Annotated in this window: 23 protein-coding genes; 11 read left to right on the forward strand and 12 right to left on the reverse strand. The window is 71.7% G+C overall.

The genetic code is table 11. The features are described 5' to 3' along the window. Window position 1 precedes the first annotated feature (1 nt). Complete coding sequence (locus ACRAKH_RS06895) at window positions 2–931, reverse strand: SPFH domain-containing protein (protein ID WP_380722382.1); 930 nt, start codon at window positions 929–931, stop codon at window positions 2–4. 121 nt (window positions 932–1052) lie between these two features. Here ACRAKH_RS06895 and ACRAKH_RS06900 point away from each other — a divergent pair, with 121 nt between their 5' ends. Then, complete coding sequence (locus ACRAKH_RS06900; RefSeq protein ID WP_380722380.1) at window positions 1053–2162, forward strand: winged helix DNA-binding domain-containing protein; 1110 nt, start codon at window positions 1053–1055, stop codon at window positions 2160–2162. Window positions 2163–2166: 4 nt separating this feature from the next. Continuing rightward, complete coding sequence (locus tag ACRAKH_RS06905; RefSeq protein WP_380722378.1) at window positions 2167–2625, forward strand: GNAT family N-acetyltransferase; 459 nt, start codon at window positions 2167–2169, stop codon at window positions 2623–2625. Between the two features lie 14 nt (window positions 2626–2639). On the opposite strand, the gene ACRAKH_RS06910 is transcribed toward ACRAKH_RS06905, so the two are convergent. Both ACRAKH_RS06910 and ACRAKH_RS06915 read right to left on the reverse strand, forming a co-directional pair. After that, window positions 2640–3236 carry a class I SAM-dependent methyltransferase gene (locus tag ACRAKH_RS06910; protein ID WP_380722376.1) on the reverse strand — a complete coding sequence of 199 codons (597 nt, stop codon included), beginning with the start codon at window positions 3234–3236 and terminating at the stop codon, window positions 2640–2642. Between the two features lie 158 nt (window positions 3237–3394). After that, a complete protein-coding gene (locus ACRAKH_RS06915; RefSeq protein WP_380722374.1) occupies window positions 3395–3829 on the reverse strand; it encodes a type II toxin-antitoxin system PemK/MazF family toxin in 435 nt (144 codons plus the stop codon). Window positions 3830–3968: 139 nt separating this feature from the next. Between ACRAKH_RS06915 and lepA the strand changes: the two genes are divergently transcribed. After that, window positions 3969–5816 (forward strand): translation elongation factor 4, encoded by a 1848-nt coding sequence (gene lepA, locus ACRAKH_RS06920; RefSeq protein WP_380722372.1) that lies wholly within the window; start codon window positions 3969–3971, stop codon window positions 5814–5816. Window positions 5817–6075: 259 nt separating this feature from the next. On the opposite strand, the gene ACRAKH_RS06925 is transcribed toward lepA, so the two are convergent. Both ACRAKH_RS06925 and ACRAKH_RS06930 read right to left on the reverse strand, forming a co-directional pair. Further along, on the reverse strand, window positions 6076–6297 hold the full coding sequence (locus tag ACRAKH_RS06925; protein ID WP_380722371.1) for a hypothetical protein: 222 nt from the start codon (window positions 6295–6297) through the stop codon (window positions 6076–6078). Window positions 6298–6470: 173 nt separating this feature from the next. Continuing rightward, window positions 6471–6905 (reverse strand): phosphohydrolase, encoded by a 435-nt coding sequence (locus ACRAKH_RS06930; RefSeq protein ID WP_380722370.1) that lies wholly within the window; start codon window positions 6903–6905, stop codon window positions 6471–6473. 119 nt (window positions 6906–7024) lie between these two features. Between ACRAKH_RS06930 and ACRAKH_RS06935 the strand changes: the two genes are divergently transcribed. The 3 genes from ACRAKH_RS06935 to ACRAKH_RS06945 all read left to right on the forward strand — a co-directional run bounded on the left by ACRAKH_RS06935 (window position 7025) and on the right by ACRAKH_RS06945 (window position 11331). Beyond that, entirely contained in the window at window positions 7025–8494 is a 1470-nt protein-coding gene (locus ACRAKH_RS06935; protein ID WP_380722369.1) for a chitinase, read from the forward strand. 129 nt (window positions 8495–8623) lie between these two features. After that, on the forward strand, window positions 8624–9661 hold the full coding sequence (locus ACRAKH_RS06940) for an NAD(P)H-dependent flavin oxidoreductase (RefSeq protein WP_447009689.1): 1038 nt from the start codon (window positions 8624–8626) through the stop codon (window positions 9659–9661). 17 nt (window positions 9662–9678) lie between these two features. Continuing rightward, complete coding sequence (locus ACRAKH_RS06945; RefSeq protein ID WP_380722367.1) at window positions 9679–11331, forward strand: DUF885 domain-containing protein; 1653 nt, start codon at window positions 9679–9681, stop codon at window positions 11329–11331. On the opposite strand, the gene ACRAKH_RS06950 is transcribed toward ACRAKH_RS06945, so the two are convergent. Both ACRAKH_RS06950 and ACRAKH_RS06955 read right to left on the reverse strand, forming a co-directional pair. Then, entirely contained in the window at window positions 11293–12738 is a 1446-nt protein-coding gene (locus ACRAKH_RS06950; RefSeq protein WP_380722366.1) for an amino acid permease, read from the reverse strand. The two genes, ACRAKH_RS06945 and ACRAKH_RS06950, sit on opposite strands and share 39 nt — an antisense overlap. Before the next feature lie 132 nt (window positions 12739–12870). Continuing rightward, window positions 12871–13839 carry a zinc-binding dehydrogenase gene (locus tag ACRAKH_RS06955; protein ID WP_380722365.1) on the reverse strand — a complete coding sequence of 323 codons (969 nt, stop codon included), beginning with the start codon at window positions 13837–13839 and terminating at the stop codon, window positions 12871–12873. Between the two features lie 68 nt (window positions 13840–13907). On the opposite strand from ACRAKH_RS06955, the gene ACRAKH_RS06960 reads away from it, so the two are divergent. The 3 genes from ACRAKH_RS06960 to ACRAKH_RS06970 are packed head-to-tail and all read left to right on the forward strand — an operon-like array spanning window position 13908 to window position 14888. Continuing rightward, window positions 13908–14144 carry a hypothetical protein gene (locus ACRAKH_RS06960; protein ID WP_380722364.1) on the forward strand — a complete coding sequence of 79 codons (237 nt, stop codon included), beginning with the start codon at window positions 13908–13910 and terminating at the stop codon, window positions 14142–14144. 10 nt (window positions 14145–14154) lie between these two features. Beyond that, a complete protein-coding gene (locus tag ACRAKH_RS06965; protein ID WP_380722363.1) occupies window positions 14155–14622 on the forward strand; it encodes a ribonuclease domain-containing protein in 468 nt (155 codons plus the stop codon). Beyond that, window positions 14619–14888, forward strand: a complete 270-nt coding sequence (locus ACRAKH_RS06970) for a barstar family protein (protein WP_380722361.1) — start codon at window positions 14619–14621, stop codon at window positions 14886–14888. The genes ACRAKH_RS06965 and ACRAKH_RS06970 overlap by 4 nt, the downstream gene beginning before the upstream one ends. 91 nt (window positions 14889–14979) lie before the next feature. On the opposite strand, the gene ACRAKH_RS06975 is transcribed toward ACRAKH_RS06970, so the two are convergent. Further along, window positions 14980–15756, reverse strand: coding sequence for an enoyl-CoA hydratase-related protein (locus ACRAKH_RS06975; RefSeq protein WP_380722359.1), 777 nt, complete (start codon window positions 15754–15756; stop codon window positions 14980–14982). A 62-nt stretch (window positions 15757–15818) separates the two neighbouring features. On the opposite strand from ACRAKH_RS06975, the gene ACRAKH_RS06980 reads away from it, so the two are divergent. Together ACRAKH_RS06980 and ACRAKH_RS06985 are read left to right on the forward strand one after the other, a co-directional pair. Next, entirely contained in the window at window positions 15819–16442 is a 624-nt protein-coding gene (locus ACRAKH_RS06980; RefSeq protein ID WP_380722357.1) for a DJ-1/PfpI family protein, read from the forward strand. Beyond that, on the forward strand, window positions 16439–16924 hold the full coding sequence (locus ACRAKH_RS06985) for a MarR family winged helix-turn-helix transcriptional regulator (RefSeq protein ID WP_380722355.1): 486 nt from the start codon (window positions 16439–16441) through the stop codon (window positions 16922–16924). The genes ACRAKH_RS06980 and ACRAKH_RS06985 overlap by 4 nt, the downstream gene beginning before the upstream one ends. Before the next feature lie 313 nt (window positions 16925–17237). On the opposite strand, the gene ACRAKH_RS06990 is transcribed toward ACRAKH_RS06985, so the two are convergent. Genes ACRAKH_RS06990 through ACRAKH_RS07005 form a run of 4 tightly spaced genes read right to left on the reverse strand, consistent with a single transcriptional unit; the run spans window position 17238 to window position 20714 of the window. Then, window positions 17238–17969, reverse strand: coding sequence for a sirohydrochlorin chelatase (locus tag ACRAKH_RS06990; RefSeq protein ID WP_447009690.1), 732 nt, complete (start codon window positions 17967–17969; stop codon window positions 17238–17240). Beyond that, a complete protein-coding gene (locus ACRAKH_RS06995; RefSeq protein WP_380730223.1) occupies window positions 17966–18838 on the reverse strand; it encodes an ABC transporter permease in 873 nt (290 codons plus the stop codon). The genes ACRAKH_RS06990 and ACRAKH_RS06995 overlap by 4 nt, the downstream gene beginning before the upstream one ends. Further along, the gene (locus ACRAKH_RS07000) at window positions 18825–19613 is read right to left on the reverse strand and encodes an ABC transporter ATP-binding protein (RefSeq protein ID WP_380730225.1); all 789 of its coding nucleotides are present in this window, start codon (window positions 19611–19613) and stop codon (window positions 18825–18827) included. Before ACRAKH_RS07000 ends, ACRAKH_RS06995 begins: the two co-directional genes overlap by 14 nt. A gap of 24 nt (window positions 19614–19637) precedes the next feature. Next, entirely contained in the window at window positions 19638–20714 is a 1077-nt protein-coding gene (locus ACRAKH_RS07005; protein WP_380730227.1) for an ABC transporter substrate-binding protein, read from the reverse strand. Window positions 20715–20716: the final 2 nt, after the last annotated feature.

Consider the following 20716-nt stretch of genomic DNA (forward strand, 5'->3'; position numbering starts at 1 on the left):
GTCAGGTGTACAGCGACCCGGCGTTGACCACGGGCTGGGTGGATCGGTCGCCGCACAGCACGACCAGCAGGTTCGACACCATCGCCGCCTTGCGCTCCTCGTCCAGTTCGACCACGTCCTCCTCGGCGAGCCTGGCCAGCGCGAGCTGCACCATGCCGACCGCCCCCTCCACGATCCGCGACCGCGCCGCCACCACCGCGCCCGCCTGCTGGCGCTGCAGCATCGCGTGCGCGATCTCCGGAGCGTAGGCCAGGTGCGTGAGCCGGGACTCGATGACCTTGACCCCGGCCGACTGCACCCGCGCCGCGATCTCCAGCGACAGCGTCTCGGTGATCTCGTCCGCGTTCTCCCGCAGCGACAGCCCGCTCTCCTCGTGGTTGTCGTACGGGTAGCTGGTGGCGATGTGCCGCACCGCGGTCTCGGTCTGGATGCCGACGAACCGCACGAAGTCGTCCACCTCGAACATGGCCCGCGCCGTGTCCTCGACCTGCCACACCACCACGGCGGCGATCTCGATGGGGTTGCCGTCCGCGTCGTTGACCTTCAACGTCGCCGTCTCGTGGTTGCGGATGCGGGTGGACACCTTCGCCTTCGTGGTGAACGGGTTCGCCCACCTCAGGCCGTCCTGCCGCACGGTGCCGGTGTAGCGGCCCGCGAACTGGAGCACCCGCGACTCGCCCGGCGCGACGGTGAACAGCCCGGCGCCCGCGAGGCCGCCCACGACCACCAGCACCGCGCCGAGGACGAGCACCGGGACGCTCGGCCCGCCGTCGGCGACCAGGCCGAGGACCAGCGCCGCCACGCCCGCCAGCGTCGCGACCACCGCGACGCCCAGCACGCCCCACCCGGACGGCGCCCGCGCCTCGCGCTCCCGAACCACCGGAGTCGGCATCTGCACCGCCGCCACGTCCGCCAGATCCGTCGCGTTCATGTTCCACCCCTCGATCTCATATCGCTCGCTTAGCAAAGTGATATCACTTTTTCAGCGTGCGGGGCAAACCGCACCCGTCATGCGGACCGAACCTGTCCGCAATCGGTCCTACGGTGGGCCCATGACCCCGGTACTGAGCCGCCGCGCCCTCGGCCGCGCCACCCTGGCCCGCCAGTTCCTGCTGGCCCGCACGGACCGGACCGTGCCGGAGGTCGTCTCGCACCTCGTCGGGCTCCAGGCCCAGACCCCGCACACCTGGTACACGGGCCTGTGGTCACGCGTCGCCGGGTTCACCCCCGACCAGGCCGCCGACCTGCTCGTGGACCGCCGGCTCGTGCGCATCGCCCTGATGCGCTCGACGCTCCACCTGGTCGTCGCCGAGGACGCGCTCGCGCTGCGCCCGGTGGTGCAGCCCGCGCTCGGCCGGGACCTGTTCCGCAACCACACGCACGGCCGGGACATGCGCGGCCTCGACGTGGACGCCGTCGTGGCCGCCGGGCGCGCGCTGCTGGCCGAGAAGCCGCGCACGAACAAGGAACTGGGCGCGTTGCTGCACGAGAGGTGGCCCGAGCGCACGCCCGCCGCGCTCGCCTACGCGATCCGCTGCCTGGTGCCGCTGGTGCAGGTGCCGCCGCGCGGGGTGTGGGGGCGCAGCGGCGCCACCGCGCACACGCCGGTCGAGACGTGGCTGGGCGCGCCGGTGGCGGAGGCGCCGTCCGTGGACGACGTGGTGCTGCGCTACCTGGCCGCGTTCGGGCCCGCGACGGTGAAGGACGTGCAGACCTGGTCGGGGCTCACGCGGCTGCGCGAGGTGGTCGAGCGGCTGCCCCTGCTCCGGCTGCGCGACGAGGACGGCCAGGAGCTGTTCGACCTGCCCGACGCGCCCCGCCCGGACGAGGACGTGCCCGCGCCGGCCCGGTTCCTCTACGACTACGACAACATCCTCCTGTCGCACGCCGACCGCCGCCGCGTCGTCACCGCGGACGTCCGGGCGCGGAACTACGACCCGCACGGTCCCGTGCCGCAGTTCTTCCTGTTCGACGGCGTCACCGCCGGTGACTGGAAGCTCCACCGCACCAAGGAGGTCGCCACGCTGGAACTCCGCCCGTTCCATCGTCTGTCCACAATGGACGAGGTTGAGCGGGAGGGTGCCGGCCTGCTCGCGTTCCTCGCGCCGGACGCGCCCAAGCACGAGGTCCGGACAACCTGGCCGGCGGTGTCGCGTCCCTGACTTCATGGGGACGATCACAGTGCGCGCGCCGGGCGCGGAGGACAAGTCGCCGCTCGTCGACATCTACGTCAAGGCCCGGCGCAGCTACTACGAGGGCCACCTGCCCGAGGAGGAGCTGGCCGAGTGGGAGCGGTCCATGAGGGCCCACGACCTCGACTTCGCCCGCCCCGGCCGGACCTGGCTGTGCGCCGACCTCGACGGCGACCTGGCCGGGTTCGCTCTGGTCACGTCGGACGGCGAGCTGGGCCAGCTCCAGGTGGACCCGGCGCGGTGGGGCCGCGGCGCCGGCCTCGCCCTGCACACCGCCGCCATGAACGCCCTGCGCGACCAGGGCCTCACCACCGCCCGCCTCGACGTGTTCGCGCAGAACCACCGCGCGCGGCGCTTCTACACCGCGCGCGGCTGGCGGGAGGTCCGGCGGGACGAGACCCACGTCCGGATGGCGCTGGACCTCACCGCCTGACCTCCGCGCCACACTCACGACGGGACGTGCGCGAACAGCTCCACGGCCGCCGGCACCACCCCGCCGTACTGGCGCAACGACGTCCGCACGTCGGTGAAGCCCGCCGCCTCGGCCTCCCGCATCAGGTCGTACTCGGACGTGTCCAGCGCCCACCGGTGCACGGACACGACCAGCCGCCCGCCCGGCCGCAGCACCCGGAACAGCTCGTGGAACGCCGCCGCCCGGTTCCCCCAGAGCTGGAGGTTGTTGACCGAGATCACCACGTCCACGGAGTCCTCGGGCTGCCCGGTCCGCGCCGCCGCGCCCTCGCGCAGCTCCACCTTGCCCGCCACGATCAGCTCCGCGCACCGGTCGCGCGACTCGTCCAGCATCACGAGCGACGGGTCGACGCCGATCGCCTTCAGCGCGCGCTCGCCCGCCAGCTTGAGGCCGACGCCCGGACCGGGGCCGAGCACCAGCACGACCTCCTCGGACGTCGGAGCGGCCACCTCCGTGACGTGCTCCTCCACCGGCGCGTTCAGCTTGGCCATGACCCGGCCGCCCAGCTCGCCCACCTTGCCCCGCGGGTGGCCGAACGCCGCGTCGAACGCCTTCATCAGGTTGCTCGCCATGCACCCAGCGTCGCCGGACGCCGTTCGGGTCGCATCGGGGATCGCCCGGAGAGCGATCCGGAGATGCGCCCCGGAGATGCGCCCCGGAGACGCCGGTCAGGCGGTCAGGGAGTCAGCGGGTCAGGCGGTCAGGGGGCAGCGGTCAGGGGAGCAGGGGGTCAGCGCCAGCCCATCCGCCGCAGCGCGTCCACGACCAGCGAGAACCGCTCCGGCTCCAGCACCGAGCCCTCGCGCCGGATGTCGTCCTCGTCCAGCTCGAACACCCGGTCCAACCGCAGGTAGGAGCGCCGGCTGTCCCGGTCCCAGCGGCCCGAGCCCAGGTCGAGGCAGTCGTCCTCCTCGTGCCGGTCGGGCGTCTTGCTGGTCAGCATCAGGGCCAGCAGGGCCCGCCGGTGGCGTCCGACGACCAGCAGCGGCCGGTCCTTGCCGCGGGTCGGGTCCTCCTCGAACGGCACCCAGGCCCACACCACCTCGCCCGGGTCGGCCAGCCCGTCCAGGTCGGGGGAGTACTCCAGGGTGGCCGCCACCGCGGCCGTGTGGACCTCGCGCACCGCGCCCCGGACCGGGCGGGCGTCCTCACCGTTCGCGTACACGCGGGGCAGCTTATGGCCTCGGTCACGCACAGGGGGGACGCCACGGCGGCGTGACGTGAGATGCTGTGTGCAGTTGAAATGGGCCCGCGTCCTTGTCCAGACGAAATAGGCCCCCGTCCTTCGTGTGCGAGGAACCTGAGTGAGCACGTTCGCCGACCAGACGTTCACGCCTCCGGAGCTGATCCGGAACTTCTGCATCATCGCGCACATCGACCACGGCAAGTCGACCCTGGCCGACCGCATGTTGCAGCTCACCGGCGTCGTCGAGGAGCGGGCGATGCGCGCGCAGTACCTCGACCGCATGGACATCGAGCGCGAGCGCGGCATCACGATCAAGGCGCAGAACGTGCGGCTGCCGTGGCAGGTCGACGGCCGTGACCACGTGCTGCACATGATCGACACGCCCGGTCACGTCGACTTCACGTACGAGGTGTCGCGCGCGCTGGAGGCGTGCGAGGGCACCGTGCTGCTGGTCGACGCCGCGCAGGGCATCGAGGCGCAGACCCTGGCCAACCTGTACCTGGCGATGGAGAACGACCTCACCATCATCCCGGTGCTGAACAAGATCGACCTGCCCGCCGCGGACCCCGACAAGTACGCCAAGGAGCTCGCCCACATCGTCGGCTGCGAGCCCGAGGAGGTGCTGCGGGTCTCGGCCAAGACGGGCCTCGGCGTCGGCGCGCTGCTGGACGAGGTCGTCAAGCGCGTGCCGGCCCCGGTCGGCGACGCGGACGCCCCGCCCCGCGCGATGATCTTCGACTCGGTGTACGACACCTACCGCGGCGTGGTCACCTACATCCGCGTGGTCGACGGCAAGATCACGCCGCGCCAGCGCATCCGGATGATGTCCACGAACGCGACCCACGAGCTGCTGGAAGTCGGCATCATCTCGCCGGAGCCGAAGCCGAGCGTCGGCCTGGGCGTCGGCGAGGTGGGCTACCTCATCACCGGCGTGAAGGACGTGCGCCAGTCGAAGGTGGGCGACACGGTCACGGCCGAGAAGCACGGCGCCACCCAGCCGCTGGCCGGCTACCGCGAGCCGCGGCCGATGGTCTACTCGGGGCTGTACCCGGTGGACGGCTCCGACTACCCGATCCTGCGCGAGGCGCTGGAGAAGCTGCAGCTCAACGACGCCGCGCTGACGTTCGAGCCGGAGACGTCGGCCGCCCTGGGCTTCGGCTTCCGGTGCGGCTTCCTCGGCCTGCTGCACCTGGAGATCACCCGCGACCGGCTGGAGCGCGAGTTCGGCCTCGACCTCATCTCGACCGCGCCGAACGTGGTGTACCGGGTCGTCATGGAGGACGGCACGGAGCACGTGGTGACCAACCCGTCCGACTGGCCCGACGGCAAGCGGGCCGAGGTGTACGAGCCCGTCACCAAGTGCACGATCATCGCGCCCAGCGACTACATCGGCGCGATCATGGAGCTGTGCCAGTCCAAGCGCGGCCAGCTGGGCGGCATGGACTACCTGTCCGAGGACCGCGTCGAGCTGCGCTACACCATGCCGCTCGGCGAGATCATCTTCGACTTCTTCGACGCCCTGAAGTCGCGCACGCGCGGTTACGCGTCGCTGGACTACGAGGAGTCGGGCGAGCAGGACGCCGACCTGGTGAAGGTCGACATCCTGTTGCAGGGCGAGCCGGTGGACGCGTTCAGCGCGATCGTCCACAAGGACTACGCCTACGCCTACGGCACCAAGATGGCGTCCAAGCTGCGCGAGCTCATCCCGCGGCAGCAGTTCGAGGTGCCCATCCAGGCCGCCGTCGGCGCGCGCGTGATCGCCCGGGAAACGATCCGCGCCATGCGCAAGGACGTGCTCGCGAAGTGCTACGGCGGTGACATCACGCGCAAGCGCAAGCTGCTGGAGAAGCAGAAGGAAGGCAAGAAGCGGATGAAGATGGTGGGCCGCGTCGAGGTCCCCCAGGAAGCCTTCGTCGCCGCCCTGTCGACCGACGACTCCGGCGGCAAGGACAAGGGCAGGAAGTAGGACCACCGGCTACATCCGCGCCGACCGGCACATCTTGGGGTGACCGGTCGGTGTGGAGGCCGAGTCGTGCGTTTTCTCGGGAGATCGTGGCGGAGCTCTGTGGTCGCTCGCGTGCGGCCCGGATGGCTCGACCGCGCTACCGGTCCCCTTCACCGTGCGGGTGTCGTCGAAGATCAAGGTGCGGCCTGCACGTCTGCTGAAAGACGAAAGGGCCCTCAGGACGCCCCTGTCCTGAAGGCCCTCGAAGGGACTGGCGAGCTCAGCCGTGGTTGCGCAGCGTGGTGCTGAGCGCCTGGCGGCGGAGGATCGCTTCGATCTCACGCGCCTCGTGGCTCGTGTGCCGGGCCAGGATGGCTTCCATGTCCATCCGGGCGCTCGGGGTGTTGTAGGCGGCCAACTCGCGGTTCAGGTCCGCTTCCCGCTTGCGGATCTGCCGCCGGGTGGCGAGGTACGTGCGAACGGTCTTCAGAGGGTTGGTCATGTCGCCTTTCGGTCGTCTCTCTGTATCGGTTCACCTACCATGATGCCGCACGTCAGAGCCCTGCGCCGCCATTTCCGGCGTGATCTCCGCCGCAACTGTTACAACGGTGTCAGGGACCCGTCCGGCCACCCCCGCGCAGACGTCGGCGGGGTAACGGCGAGGCGAACCGGACCTCACCGCCCGTCCCGCCCGAGGAGGTCGAGCGCCCTCGCGTACTTGGCCCGCAGCCGGTCCTGGGTGGCGGTGTCGAGCAGCGCCAGCCGGGGCGGTGACAGGTTGTCGGCGATGTCGGCGCGCTTCACCTCGACCGCGACCGGGTCGGTCAGCACGCGCGCGAGGTAGTCCTCCTGCGACTCGCCCTCGCGGTGGCTCAGCGCGAGCACGGTCGCCACCACCTCCGGCGGGCACCCGGCGGCCAGCAGGTCGTCCGCCGTGACGGCGGTGTCCTCGACCACGTCGTGCAGCACGGCCGCCATCCGCGCGTGCTCGCCCGACACGCGGCCCATCACGCGCAGCGGGTGGCCGATGTACGGCTTGCCCGACTTGTCGACCTGCCCGTCGTGGGCGGCGCGGGCGATCCGGATGGCGTCATCAACGGTGAACGTCATCCGCTCATGGTCACACCCCTTGACAAGTCCCAGTGGTCTAGTCCATTTTTCGGGTGGCCCACGTCACTGCGCTGGGCCGTGGCCGCCGACAGGACGTGGAGGTGGACGTGGCTTCGAGGATGAGACGCGCACTGGGCGCGGTGCTGGCGGGTGTGCTGGCGATCGCGGGCCTGACCCTGGTGGTCGTGGGCAGCGCGTCGGCCGCCAACCTGGTCGCGAACCCCGGTTTCGAGGGCAGCACCAGCGGGTGGACGTGCAGCGCGGCGTCGACCGCGTCGACCGCGGTCAAGCGCAGCGGCACGCACGCCCTGGCGGGCAGTCCCGCCGGCCAGGACAACGCGCGCTGCTCGCAGACGATCGCCGTGCAGGCCAACACGGCCTACCAGCTGAGCGCCTGGGTGCAGGGCAGCTACGTCTACCTGGGCGTGACCGGCACCGGCAGCGGCGACAAGAGCACGTGGACGCCGGGCTCGGCCGGGTTCAGCCGGCTCAGCATCGACTTCACCACCGGCGCGACCAGCAGCGTCACGATCTACGTGCACGGCTGGTACGGCCAGCCCACGTTCTACGCGGACGACGTGAGCCTCGACGGGCCGGGCACCCCGCCGTCGAGCAGCACCACCACGACGACCTCGACGACGACGACCACCACCACGTCGACGACCACCACGACGACCACGACCGGCAACCCGAACCCGACGTTGCCCAAGCACGCCCTCACCGGCTACTGGCACAACTTCGACAACGGCTCGCGGCTGCTCCGCCTCGCCGACGTGCCGACCACGTACGACATCGTGGCCGTCGCGTTCGCCGACGCCACCACCACGCCGGGCGCGGTCGCGTTCACCCTCGACCCGACGCTGTCGAGCAAGCTCGGCGGCTACACCGACGCCCAGTTCAAGGCGGACGTGCGGACGCTCCAGGGCCGCGGCCAGAAGGTGATCATCTCGGTCGGCGGCGAGAAGGGCACGATCAGCGTCGGCAACTCCACCGCCGCGACGAACTTCGCCAACAGCGTCAAGTCCCTGATCGCGAACTACGGGTTCGACGGCGTGGACATCGACCTGGAGAACGGCGTCAACGCGACCTACATGGCGCAGGCGCTGCGCAGCATCCACGCGGGCGGCGGCAAGGTCATCGCGATGGCGCCGCAGACCATCGACATGCAGTCCACCGGCCAGGAGTACTTCAAGCTGGCGCTGGCCGTGAAGGACATCCTCACGGTCGTCAACATGCAGTACTACAACTCCGGCACCATGCTCGGCTGCGACCAGAAGGTCTACGCCCAGGGCACGGTGGACTTCCTGGTCGCGCTGGCCTGCATCCAGCTCCAGAACGGCCTGCGGCCCGACCAGGTCGGCCTCGGCCTGCCCGCCTCGCCGTCCGGCGCGGGCGGCGGCTACCAGTCGCCCGCCAACGTCAACGCGGCGCTGAACTGCCTGGCCAAGGGCACGAACTGCGGTTCGTTCAAGCCCGCGCAGACGTGGCCCGGCATCCGCGGCGCGATGACGTGGTCGATCAACTGGGACGCCTCCAACAACTGGCAGTTCGCCAACACGGTGGCGCCGCACCTGGACACGCTGCCGTAGCGCGGCGGAAGCCGTCCCTCCCGTCGCGCCGCGGGAGGGACGGCGGTCCGGCCCGGTGGCGTTTTGCCACGGGAAGACGCGGACCTGCGAATACGCCGCGCCGGCCGTGAGGCGGGTTAGGGTCGCGGCATGCTGGACCGACTCGAAGTGCCCGTCATCGCCGCGCCGATGGCCGGTGGGGCGTCCACACCCGAACTCGTGGCCGAGGTGGGCCGGGCGGGTGGCCTGGGGTTCCTCGCCGCCGGCTACCTCACCGTCGAGGCGGTCGCCGCGCAGATCACCGCGACCACCGCGCTCACCGACCGGCCGTTCGGCGTGAACCTGTTCGTGCCGGGGCCTCGGGCCACCACCGACCTGTCCGGCTACCGCGAGCGCGTCCGGGCGCAGTCGCCGACCGAGCCGGGCGAGCCCCGGTGGGACGACGACGCCTACGCGGCCAAGCTGGAACTCGTGATGGCGCTGCGGGTGCCGGTCGTGTCGTTCACGTTCGGCCTGCCCGACCCGCGGGACGTGCACCGCCTGCACGCCGCCGGCGCCACGGTCGTCGTCACCGTCACCACTCCGCAGGAGGCCGCGCAGGCGGCCCAGGTCGGCGCGGACGCGCTGTGCGTGCAGGGCAGCGACGCGGGCGGGCACCGCGGCACGTTCGCCGACGACGGCGTCTCGCCCGGCGGCGGCGAGCTGTTCGGCGTGCTGGCCGCGTTGCGCCTGGTCCGCGCCAAGGTCGACCTGCCGCTGATCGCCACCGGCGGCCTGGTGCACGGCGCGGACGTCGCCGCCGTCATGACGGCCGGCGCGGTCGCCGCGCAGCTCGGCACGGCGTTCCTGGCCACGCCGGAGGCGGGCACGTCCGCCGCGCACCGCCAGGCCCTCCGCGACGGCACCCGCCGCACCGCGTTGACGCGGGCGTTCAGCGGACGTCCGGCGCGCGGGCTGGTGAACCGGTTCCTGGCGGAGAACCAGGACCGGGCGCCCGCCGCGTACCCGGAGGTGCACCACCTGACCAAGCCGGTGCGGGCCACGGGCGACCCGGAGCTGATGTCGCTGTGGGCCGGCCAGACCTACGCGCTGGTCCGACCGGCCCCGGCCGCCGAGGTCGTGGCACGGCTGCTCGCCGAGGCGCGCCAAGCCCTTTCCGTCGCGATCACGCGCATTCCGCCGGGGTAGCACCGGACAATGACGGCGTGACGACCGCGCGCGAGCTGGCCGACGAGCTGTTGACCCTGGTGCTGGACGCCGATCCCGTGATGGCGACCCTCCTCGGCATCCCCGGCTGGGACGACCGGCTGCCGGACCCGAGCGCCGACGCCGAGCGCGCGCTGCGCGACCGTGCCGAGGACATCGCGAAGCGTGCGCGCGTCGGGGACGACGACCCGGTGACGCGTGCGGTGGTCGTGCAGCAGGCGTGGGGCGTGGTGCACCGGCTTGACGCGAAGCTGGTCGAGCACACGCACGCCGAAGGGCTCAACGCGCCGGTCGCCGTGCTGCTCGGGGCGTTGCCGATGGTCCGGCCCGCCGACGACCGCGCCCGGCGCGCCTACCTGGCCCGCCTGTCGTCGTTACCGGGCTACCTGGACGCCCTCGCCCGCCGGCAGCGGGACTCCGACCGCCGCCCGCTGCGGCACCTGGCGGAAGCCGCCGTGGAACGCCTCGACCGCTACCTGGCGGAGGCGGACGACCCGCTGGCCACGCCGTTGCGCGGCACGCCGCTCGCCGCCGACTGCGCGCGCGTGCTGTCGGACGAGGTGCGCCCCGCCGTGGCCCGGTACCGCGACTTCGTCCGCGCCGAGGTCGTGGGACGCGGTCGCGGCGCCGACGAGCCGGGCCTGTGCTGGCTGCCCGACGGGGACGTGCTCTACCGGGACCTGGTCCGCGTCTACACCACGACCGACCACACGCCCGAGGCGCTGCACCGGATCGGGCTCGACCTGATCGAATCGCTGGACCGGGAGTACGAGGAGATCGGCGGGCGGGTGTTCGGCCCCACCGACGCCGCCGGCGTGCGGGCCAGGCTGCTGGCCGACCCGGCGTTGCGGTGGGCCGCCGCCGACGACATGCTGGTGCTGGCCAAGGACTCCATCGCCCGCGCCGAGGAGGCGGCGGGCGACTGGTTCGGCACGGTGCCGGCGGCGCGCTGCGCGGTCGAGGCGGTGCCCGACGCGGAGGCGCCGAACGCGCCGCTGGCCTACTACCTGGACCCGGCGATGGACGGCTCCCGGCCGGGCACCTACTTCGTCAACACGCACCGGGCGGAGCTGCGCGACCGGTTCAGCGCCGAGGCGACGGCGTTCCACGAGGGCGTGCCGGGTCACCACTTCCAGATCGCGCTGGCGCAGGAGCTGCACGGCCTGCCGCTGCTGCGCCGCTTCGCGGCCATCGAGGCGTACCTGGAGGGCTGGGCCCTCTACACCGAACGGCTGGCCGACGAGATGGGCCTCTACCGGGACGACGTCTCGCGGCTCGGCATGCTGTCGGCGGACTCGCTGCGCGCCGCCCGGCTCGTCGTGGACACCGGGCTGCACGCCCTGCGCTGGACGCGGCAACAGGCCGTGGACTACCTGCGCGCCAACGCGGTCATGCCCGACGTCGACATCTTCTCCGAAGTGGACCGGTACATCGAGAACCCCGCGCAGGCGCTGGCCTACATGGTGGGGCGGCTGGAGATCCAGCGCCTGCGCGGGGAGTCGGAGCGGCGGCTGGGCGACCGCTTCGACATCAAGGCGTTCCACGACCTCGTGCTGTGCGGGGGGCCGCTGCCGATGGCCGTGCTCGCCGACGTCGTCGACGAGTGGTGCGACTCAGTCCTCGGCGCCCGAGGTGGGGTTGTTGAGCACTGACTTCCGCTTGCTGTAGGCGAGGTACACGACCAGGCCGATGCCGAACCAGACGGCGAAGCGCAGCCACGTCTCGGGCGCCAGGAACGTGATCAGCCACAGCGAGAACACCACGCCGATGATCGGCACGACGGGCATGCCGGGCGTCTTGAACGTGCGCGGCAGGTCGGGCTGCTTGTACCGCAGCACGATCACCGCGATGCACACGACCACGAACGCCAGCAGGATGCCGATGTTGGTCAGCTCCGCGGCCTCGGCGATGGGCAGGAAGCCAGCGATGACGGCGGACGCGACGCCGAGCACCCACGTGGTGCGCGTCGGCACGTGCTTGACCGGGTGCGTCTTGGCGAACCACTTCGGCAGCAGGCCGTCGCGCGACATCGAGTAGCCGACCCGAGCCGCGCCCATGAGGAACGTGAACAGCACGGTCGTGATGCCGAGCACCGCGCCGACGGAGATGATGATGCCCAGCGCCGGCAGGCCGATGTCGGCGAACGCCGAGGCGAACGCGCTCTCCGAGTCCACGTCCTTGTAGTTGACCATGCCGGTGAGCACGAGGCAGGCCAGCACGTACAGCACCATCGAGATGGCCAGCGAGTAGATGATCGCCTTCGGCATGTGCTTCTGGGAGTCCTTGGACTCCTCGGCGGCCGTGCTCATCGCGTCGTAGCCGAACACCGCGAAGAACACCGTGGCCGCGCCGGTCAGCGCGCCGGAGAGGCCGAACGGGAAGAACGGGTTGTAGTTGCCGGTGTTGATGTGGAACGCGCCGACCACGATCACCAGCAGCACCACGGCGACCTTGAGGTACACCAGGGTGGTCTCGAACCGGGCCGCGTTCTTCATGCCCATGTTCAGCACGAACGCGATCAGCAGGCACAGCAGGACGGCGAAGAGGTTGACCTTGTAGCTGCCCGCCGCGACGTCGGCGCCCTCCGTGCCGGGCGCGCCGAGCATCCACACCGGCAGGTCGATGCCGAGCAGGTTCAGCAGCTCGTTGAAGTAGCCGCTGATGCCGATCGCCACCACGGCCACGATCGCGGTGTACTCCAGCAGGAGGTCCCAGCCGATGAACCAGCCGACGATCTCGCCGAGCACCGCGTACCCGTAGGTGTAGGCGGAGCCCGCCTTCGGGATCAGGCCGGCGAACTCGGCGTACGAGAACGCGGCGGCGGCGCTCGCGATGCCCGCAACGAGGAACGAGATCAGCACGGCGGGACCCGCGGTCTTGTTGGCGACGGCGCCCGCCAGCGAGAAGATGCCGGCGCCGATGATGCCGCCGATCCCGATCGCGGTGAGCTGCCACAGGCCCAGGGTGCGGGTCAGGGCGGTCTTCTCGTCACTGATCTGCTCGATGGGCTTTCGGCGGAACACGCCGCGGCCCTGGCCGAATCCGTTCTGCACGGTCATGCGCCGGCTCCCTCGGGTGGTTGGTGTGCGGCGAACCGTACGCCGGTCCGCCGACACCAGGTTTGTTCGATAGCACCACTCGATGGGGTCATTTTTGTGCGACATGACGATTGCGAGGACGTGCGTCGGACCTCAGTCGCGGGTGAAGACGATCTTCCCCGCGGTCTCGCCGTCGAGCATGGCGCGGAAGCCCTCCTCGGCGCGCTCGAACGGCAGCTCCGCGCCGATCTGCGGGCGCAGGCCGGTCAGCTCGCAGAACGCCAGCAGGTCGCCCAGCTCCTCCCGCGTGCCCATGGTCGAGCCGACCACGCGCAGCTGGAGGAAGAACAGCCGCTGCAGCTCGGCCGCCGACGCGTCACCGCTCGTCGCGCCCGAGATGACCACGATCCCGCCCGGCTTCAGCGACTTCATCGAGTGCGACCACGTGGCGTTGCCGACGGTCTCGAACACCGCGTCCACGCGCTCCGGCAGGCGGGCGCCGGACTCGAACGACCGGTGCGCGCCCAGGCTCTCGGCCAGCGCCCGCTTCTCCTCGGTCCGACCCGTCACCCACACCCGGAACCCCGCCGCACGGCCCAGCTGCACCAGCGCCGTCGCCACACCGCCCGACGCGCCCTGCACCAGCATCGTCTGACCCGGCCGCAGGCCCGACTTCACGAACAGCATCCGGTACGCGGTCAGCCACGCCGTGCCCATGCACGCCGCCTCGGCGAAGCTCAGGCCCGCCGGCTTCGGCAGGACGTTGCGCGCCGGCACGACGACGTGGTCGGCGAACGTGCCCTGGTGCTTCTCGGTGAGCAGCGTGCGGCCGGGGTCGAGCGTCTCGTCGCCCGACCAGTCCGGGTCGCCGATCACGGAGTGCAGCACGACCTCCGTGCCGTCCTCCAGCACGCCCGCGCCGTCGCAGCCCAGGATCATGGGGAACCGGTCCGCCTTGATCCCCACGCCGCGCAGCGTCCACAGGTCGTGCATGTTCAGGCTCGCCGCGCGCACGGCGACCTTCACCCAACCGGGCGGAACCTCGGGTTCCGGTCGGTCGCCCACGCGCAGTGCGGCGATCGGGTCTTGCGGGCTCGGCTCGGCTGCGTAGACGGCGAACATGCGGGCAACTTACCGACTGGTAGTGAGCCGTGTGCGGTGAAGCACGTCACGGGGCTAGGCTCGACGACGTGGTCGACGCGTTCGAGCAGTGGTGGGACGGGGTGGAGCTGTGGCTCGCCCAACTGGCGTTCCCGTTCCAGTTCGCCCTGCTCATGGCCGTGTTGCTGCCGCTGTGCCTGGGTGTCGCCCGCCTGATCGACCGGGTCGTGGACAACGCCTCGACCAGGTTCAACCCCGTGCCGAAGGTCCCGCCGCCGGGCGCCGAGCCGCAGCCCGGGAAGGTGGACCCGGCCCGTCCTTCGTAGGCTCCGGGGCGTGACTCCAGCCCGGCGGCTCTCCGTCGCACTGCTCGGCCTGATCGCGCTCGTCGTGGTCGGCTACTTCGCCAAGGACCTCACCGGCTCCACCCCCGCGCCGCCCGCGCCGTCCACGTCGGGTTCCGTCGCGGCCGAGGCGTCCGGCACGGCGTCCGGCGCCGTTCCGGGCGCCGAGTCCGGGTTGCCGGTGAAGGCGCTGTCCAGCCTGCCCGAACAGGCTGCGGCCACGTGGCGGCTGATCGAGCGCGGCGGGCCGTTCCCGTACCCGCGCAACGACGGCGTGACGTTCCAGAACCGGGAGCGGCTGCTGCCCGCCAAGCCGCGCGACTACTACCGCGAGTACACCGTGCCGACGCCGGGCAGCGACGACCGCGGCGCGCGTCGGCTCGTCACCGGGTCGTCCGACGAGGTGTACTACACAGGTGACCACTACGAGTCGTTCGTCGTCGTGGACGTGACCGAATGACCTACCGGCACGTGGTGCGCCGCGGCGCGCGCTCGAAGAAGGCCGCCATCGGGGCCATCGCGGACGCGTTGAGCTTCCCCGACTGGTTCGGGCACAACCTCGACGCTCTGTACGACTGCCTGACCGACCTGTCGTGGCTGCCCGAGGGCGAGCACGTGCTGGAGTGGGAGGGCGGGAACGCGGACGTGGAGTCCGTGCTGGCCGACGCGGCGGCGCGCACGGCCGAACTGGGCGACCGCGTCCTGACCGTCGTCTACACGGACTGACCCGGTCCGCCACGCTTCCAAGAGCTTCGACCAGCGGTGATCGGCACGGGCGGGGTGCGTCGACCGGATCGTCCCCGCCCGTCCCGAGCCCTCAGTCCTCCGTCGGCACCCACGACGGCTTGCGCTTGCCGACGAACGCGGCGATGCCCTCCTGGCCCTCGGGGCCGCCGAAGTGGCGGGCGGACAGGGCGAGCATGTCGGCGAACACCTCGCCGAGGTCGTTCGAGCGCGGCTCCTGCAGCATCCGCTTGGTCGCGGTCAGGGCGTCGGGCGCGCCGAGCGCGAGCATGTCGGTGTACCGGGTGACCTCGGCGTCGAGGTCGTCGGCGGGCACCGCGGAGTTGATCAGGCCGATGGCGACGGCCTTCGGCGCGGCGAACGTCTCGCCGGTCAGGAACAGCTCGTGCGCGGCGCGGGGGAGCAGGCGCGGCAGCACCGTCACCGAGATGACCGCGGGCACCACGCCGATGCGGACCTCGCTGAACGCGAACGTGGCCGTGTCCGCGGCGACCGCGATGTCGCACGCCGCCACCAGCCCGACGCCGCCCGCACGGGCCGGGCCCGCCAGCCGTGCCACCACGGGCTTCGGGCTCGTCCACAGCTGTTCCAGGATGGCCGGGAACTCGTTGACGCCCTGCTTGTCGGCGCTCGCGCCGCCCGCCTCCTTGAGGTCCATGCCGGAGCAGAACACCGGTCCGGTGTGGCTCAGCACGATCACGCGCACCGCGTCGTCGGCGGTGGCGGCCTTCAGGTGACCGGTCAGCTCGGCGCGGAGCCGCGCGGACAGGGCGTTGCGGTTGTGGGGGGAGTCCAGCGTGATCGTCGCGATGCCACGCCGCACCTCGTAGTGGACCAGCTCGTCTGCCATGCCGGGCACTCTACGATCCCGTGCCTATTGACAGGATGCTGTCAAAACGACAGGATACTGTCATGGAGACGCAGACGGTCCACCTCGCCCTGTACGACACGCTCGCGGACTGGGAGTTCGGGTACGCGACCGCGCACGTCAACAACCCGCAGTTCCAGAAGCAGCCCGGCCGGTACCAGGTGCGGACCGTCGCCGAGACGCTCGACCCGGTGACGTCCATCGGAGGGCTGCGCATCACGCCGGACCTGGCGCTGGCCGACATCGAGCCGGCCGACAGCGCGATGCTGATCCTGCCCGGCGCAGACAAGTGGGTGACCGGCGGCAACGCGGTGTTCGCCGCGGCGGCACGGCGTTGGCTGGACGCGGGCGTGCCGGTGGCGGCGATCTGCGGCGCGACCATCGGCCTGGCCGCGGAAGGGCTCCTCAACGACCGACCGCACGGCGGCAACGCGGTCGAGCAGCTGATGTCCGTGCCGCAGTACACCGGCGCCGCGCACTTCAGCTCCGAGCGCGCGGTGCGGGCGGGCGGACTGATCACGGCCGGCGCGACGTCGGCGCTGGAGTTCGCACGGGAGATCTTCACCGAACTGGACCTGTACGAGCCCGCCGTGACGGAGGCCTGGTACGGCCTCTACCGGACCGGCTCCCCGGAGTGGTTCCGCAAGCTCGTCACCGCGGCGTCATGAACGACGTCCGCACGGAGGTGGAGCCCCGCACCGCGGCGGGTGACGTGCTGACCGACATCATCATGCGCACCTTCCGGCTCTACGGCGGTTTCCTCGAAGCCGCCGAGGTGATGACGAAACCGGTCGGCCTCACCGCCGCGTGGTGGCAGGTGCTCGGCGCGGTGATGCGGCAGCCGCTGCCCGTGGCGGGCATCGCGCGGGAGATGAGCCTGACCCGGCAGAGCGTGCAGCGCATCGCCGACCTGCTGGTGGAGAAGGGCCTGGCCGAGTACGTGCCCAACCCGGCGCACAAGCGGGCCAAGCTGTTCCGGCCCACGGCGGCCGGTTGGGAGGCCGTCTCAGGGCTGACGCGGGCGCAGCACGCGTTCACGAACCGGATCTCGGCGCAGGTCGACCTGGACGACCTGCGCACCACGCTCAAGGTGATGGAACGCCTGATCGAGGCGTTGGACGCGGACCAGCCGCCCGCCTCGGACGGCTAGCTCCGGAGTTGTCCACAGGTCGGGTCCGACGGACCGCGATCGTCGGTCGGACCTGGCAGGATCAAAGCAGGGGTCCCCTTGCCGGGGACCCCTGCAGGGCTTGCACGTGCCGGAACCCCTGCACGGCCTGCGTTTGCCGGGGACCTCTGCACGGCCTGCGTTTGCCGGGGACCTCTGCACGGCCTGCGCTTGCCGGGAACCTCTGCACGGCCTGCGCTTGCCGGGGACCCCTGCGGGGCTTGCGCTTGCCGGGGACCTCTGCACGGCCTGCGCTTGCCGGAGACCCCTGCGGGACTTGCGCTTGCCGCTCGCGTCAGGCGGAAGCGGCGAGGTCGGCGGTCAGGGCGGCTTCGTAGCGGTGGAGGACGAGTTCCGCCACCTCCGGGTCCGGACCCAGCGGCGGGGCGATGATCGCGCCCTCGCCGGCCAGCCGGGTCACGCGGTCCGGCAGGAAGCCCGGCGCCAGGAACCACGACGCCACGGCGACGCGGCGGGCGCCACGGGCCCGCAGGCGGGCCACCGCGGTCGGCACGTCGGGATCGGCGGACGACGCGAAGGCCGGCTCCACCCCGGCCCAGCCCGAACCCGCGGCCCACCGGGCGGCGATCGACGCCACCAGGGCGTTGGCCGGGGCGTGCGACGAACCCGCGCCGGCCAGCACCACGCCCAGCGAGCGGTCACGCGACCGCACGCCCACGGACGCCAGGCGCCGCAGCGCCGCCGACTCCAACCGGGGATCGGGGCCCAGCACGTCCGCGATCGTCACGTCGAGGGAAGGCAGCCGGGCCTCCGCCACCGCGCTCGGCACGTCGACCCGGGCGTGGAAGGCCTTGCCCAGCAACAACGGCACCACCACGGCGGAACGGTGACCGTCCGCCGCCACACCCCGCAGCACGTCGCCCAGCAGCGGCACGGAGAGGTCCAGGAAGGACCCGCGCACGTCCAGCGACGGCGCCAACGCCCGCACCACGTCCAGCAACGCGTGCACCGTCGCCGCCGACCGCGGATCGCGACTGCCGTGCGCCACGGCCACCAACGCCGTCACAGGGCACCCGTCAACCCGCGCGCCCGCAGCACCGCCCGCTCCAACGGCCGGAACACCAGCAGCTCGATCCCGACACCCACCAGCAGGATCAGGAAGATCGCCGCGATCACCATCGAGATGTCGTTCAACGCCGACCCGTTGTGCAGGTACTGCCCCAGGCCCTCGCCGAGCTGCGGCGACGTCGCAATGATCTCCGCCGCCATCAGCGACCGCCACGAGAACGCCCACCCCTGCTTCAACCCGGCCAGGTAGCCGGGCAGGGCGGCGGGCAGCAGGATGTGCCGGGCGGACGCGAACCGACCGGCGCCCAACGCCTGGCCGACGCGCGGCAGCAGCGGCGGGACCTGGTCGACGCCCGACACCAGGCCGTTGGCGATCGACGGCACCGAACCCATCAGCACCACGAAGTAGATCGTCGACGGCGTCGCGCCGAACCACAGGATGCCCGCCGGCACCCACGCCACCGACGGCAACGACTGGAGACCGGTCAGCAGCGACCCGATCGCCGCCCGCACCACCCGCACCTTGGCGATCAGCAACCCGAGCGGGGTGGCGATGACCACCGCGGTGAGGAAGCCGAGCACCGCCCGGCTGACGGACGTCCACAGCACCTCGAACGCCCGGCCGGTCTGGATCGCCTCGGCCACCGCCGCCCACACCGACGCGGGCGACGGCAGCTGGTACTCCGGCCAGAGCGCCAACGCCCACAACCCCTGCCAGACACCCAGCAGCAGGGCGAACGCGATCAGCGGCGGCACCGCGGTGCGGAGGAAGCGCTTCCGCAGCGACGGGCGCCGCTCCTGCGACGGCGCGTCGAGCGCGTCGAGGCCCGCGCCGACGGCCGCGAGGTCAGTGTCAAGCTGCGGCATGACCGCTGATCACCTCTCGCAGGTGGGTCGTGATCTCGTCGATGACGGCGGGCTCGTCGCAGTCCACAGTGGACCACTCGCGCACCACCCGGCCGGGGCGGGACGACAGCAGCACGACGCGCTGGCCCAGCCGCACGGCCTCGCGCACGTCGTGCGTGACGAACACGATCGCCGTGGACGTCTCGCGCCACACCCGCACCAGCTCCGCCTGGAGCACGTCGCGGGTGATGGCGTCCAACGCGGCGAACGGCTCGTCCATCAGCAGCAGGCCGGGCGTGCCGTCCTGGGCGCTGCCCAGCGTGGACGCCAGCGCGCGGGCCAGCGCCACGCGCTGCCGCATGCCGCCGGACAGCTCGTGCGGGCGCTTGTGACCCGCGCCGACCAGCCGCACCAGCGACAGCAGCTCGCTGGCCTTCTCCCGCCGCGGACCGCGCTTGACGCCGGCGAGCCGCATCGGCAGCTCCACGTTGCGCGCCGCCGTCAGCCACGGCATGAGCGCGGCCTCCTGGAACATCACGGCGGGCCGTGACGTGGTCAGCTCGATGCTGCCCGAGGTGGGCGCGTCCAGCCCGGCGACCAGGTTGAGCAAGGTCGACTTGCCGCAGCCGGACGCGCCCAGCAGGCACACGAACTCGCCCGGCGCGACGCGCAGGTCGACGCCGTCGAGCGCGACGACGCCGGAAGCGCCGTGGCCGAAGACCTTCCGAACCCCGGACAAGGTCACCGCGGCGTCCACATCGGACACGGACGTCGGGGTTTCCAGCGTGGCGGTCATGGTGTGCCTGCCTTCCTCGACGAGTTACTTCTTGTCCATGCCTGCGGGGTCCACGGTCGGCTTGCCCGCCGCGGAGAGCACCTTGTTCAGCAGCGTGAAGTCGGCGATGCCGGCCACGTCCGCGGCCTCCTTCGCCACCCCGGCCGTCACCGCGTCGTTCGCGAGCCGCGGGAAGCTCCTGGCCTGGGGGTCCAGCGTCAGCTCGATGTTGCCGAACGCCCGGTCCAGCACGGGCTCGCCCAGCGCCTTGCCGGTCAGGTCCTTCAGCGACTTGTTGACGATCTGCTTCGCCTCGACCGCGTTGGTCACCGCGAAGTCCGTGGCGGCGAGGTGCCCGCGCAGCAGCGCCTCGACCGTCTGCGGGTGCTCCTGCAGGAACTTGGCGCGCACCAGCAGCACCGTGGTCGGGAACTTGCCGCCCTCCCACAGGGTCTTCTCGTCGACCAGCACCTTCGCGCCCGCGTCCAGCACCAGGCGGGACGACCACGGCTCCGGCGCCCACGCCCCGTGCACGTCGCCCTTCTTGAACAGGTCGAGCGACTGCGAGTTCTCCGTGTTGGTCACGTTGACCTGGTCCGGGCCCGCGCCGACGGCCAGCTTCTCGTCGGACAGCCACTTCTTCAGCGCCACGTCCTGCGTGTTGCCGAGCTGCGGGGTCGTGATGACCTTGCCCTTGAGGTCCGTCACCGAGGCGATCTCCGGCTTGACCACGAGCTGCGCGCCGCCGGACGTGGCGCCCGCGATCAGCCGCACCGCCTCGCCCTTGGACTTGGCGTAGGCGTTGATGGCCGGGCCGGAGCCGATGAACGTCGCGTCCAGCGACTCGCCGAGCAGTGCGTTCACCGCTTCGGGGCCGGCGTTGAACGTCTGGGTGGTCAGCTTGGTGGTGCCCAGTTCCTTGGCGAACAGGCCCTGGTCCACGCCGATCAGCGCGGAGGCGTGGGTGACGTTGGGGAAGTAGCCGAGGCGGATTTCCGCCGCGGCGCCCTTGTCCTGCGGCGGGGCTTCCTCACCGCGGTCGACGCGGGAGCACCCGGCGAGTGCCGTGAGTGCCGTCAGTGCTACGAGGGACGCGGTCAGGATGCTGCGCTTGGTACTCACGT

Source organism: Saccharothrix hoggarensis, assembly GCF_052936025.1.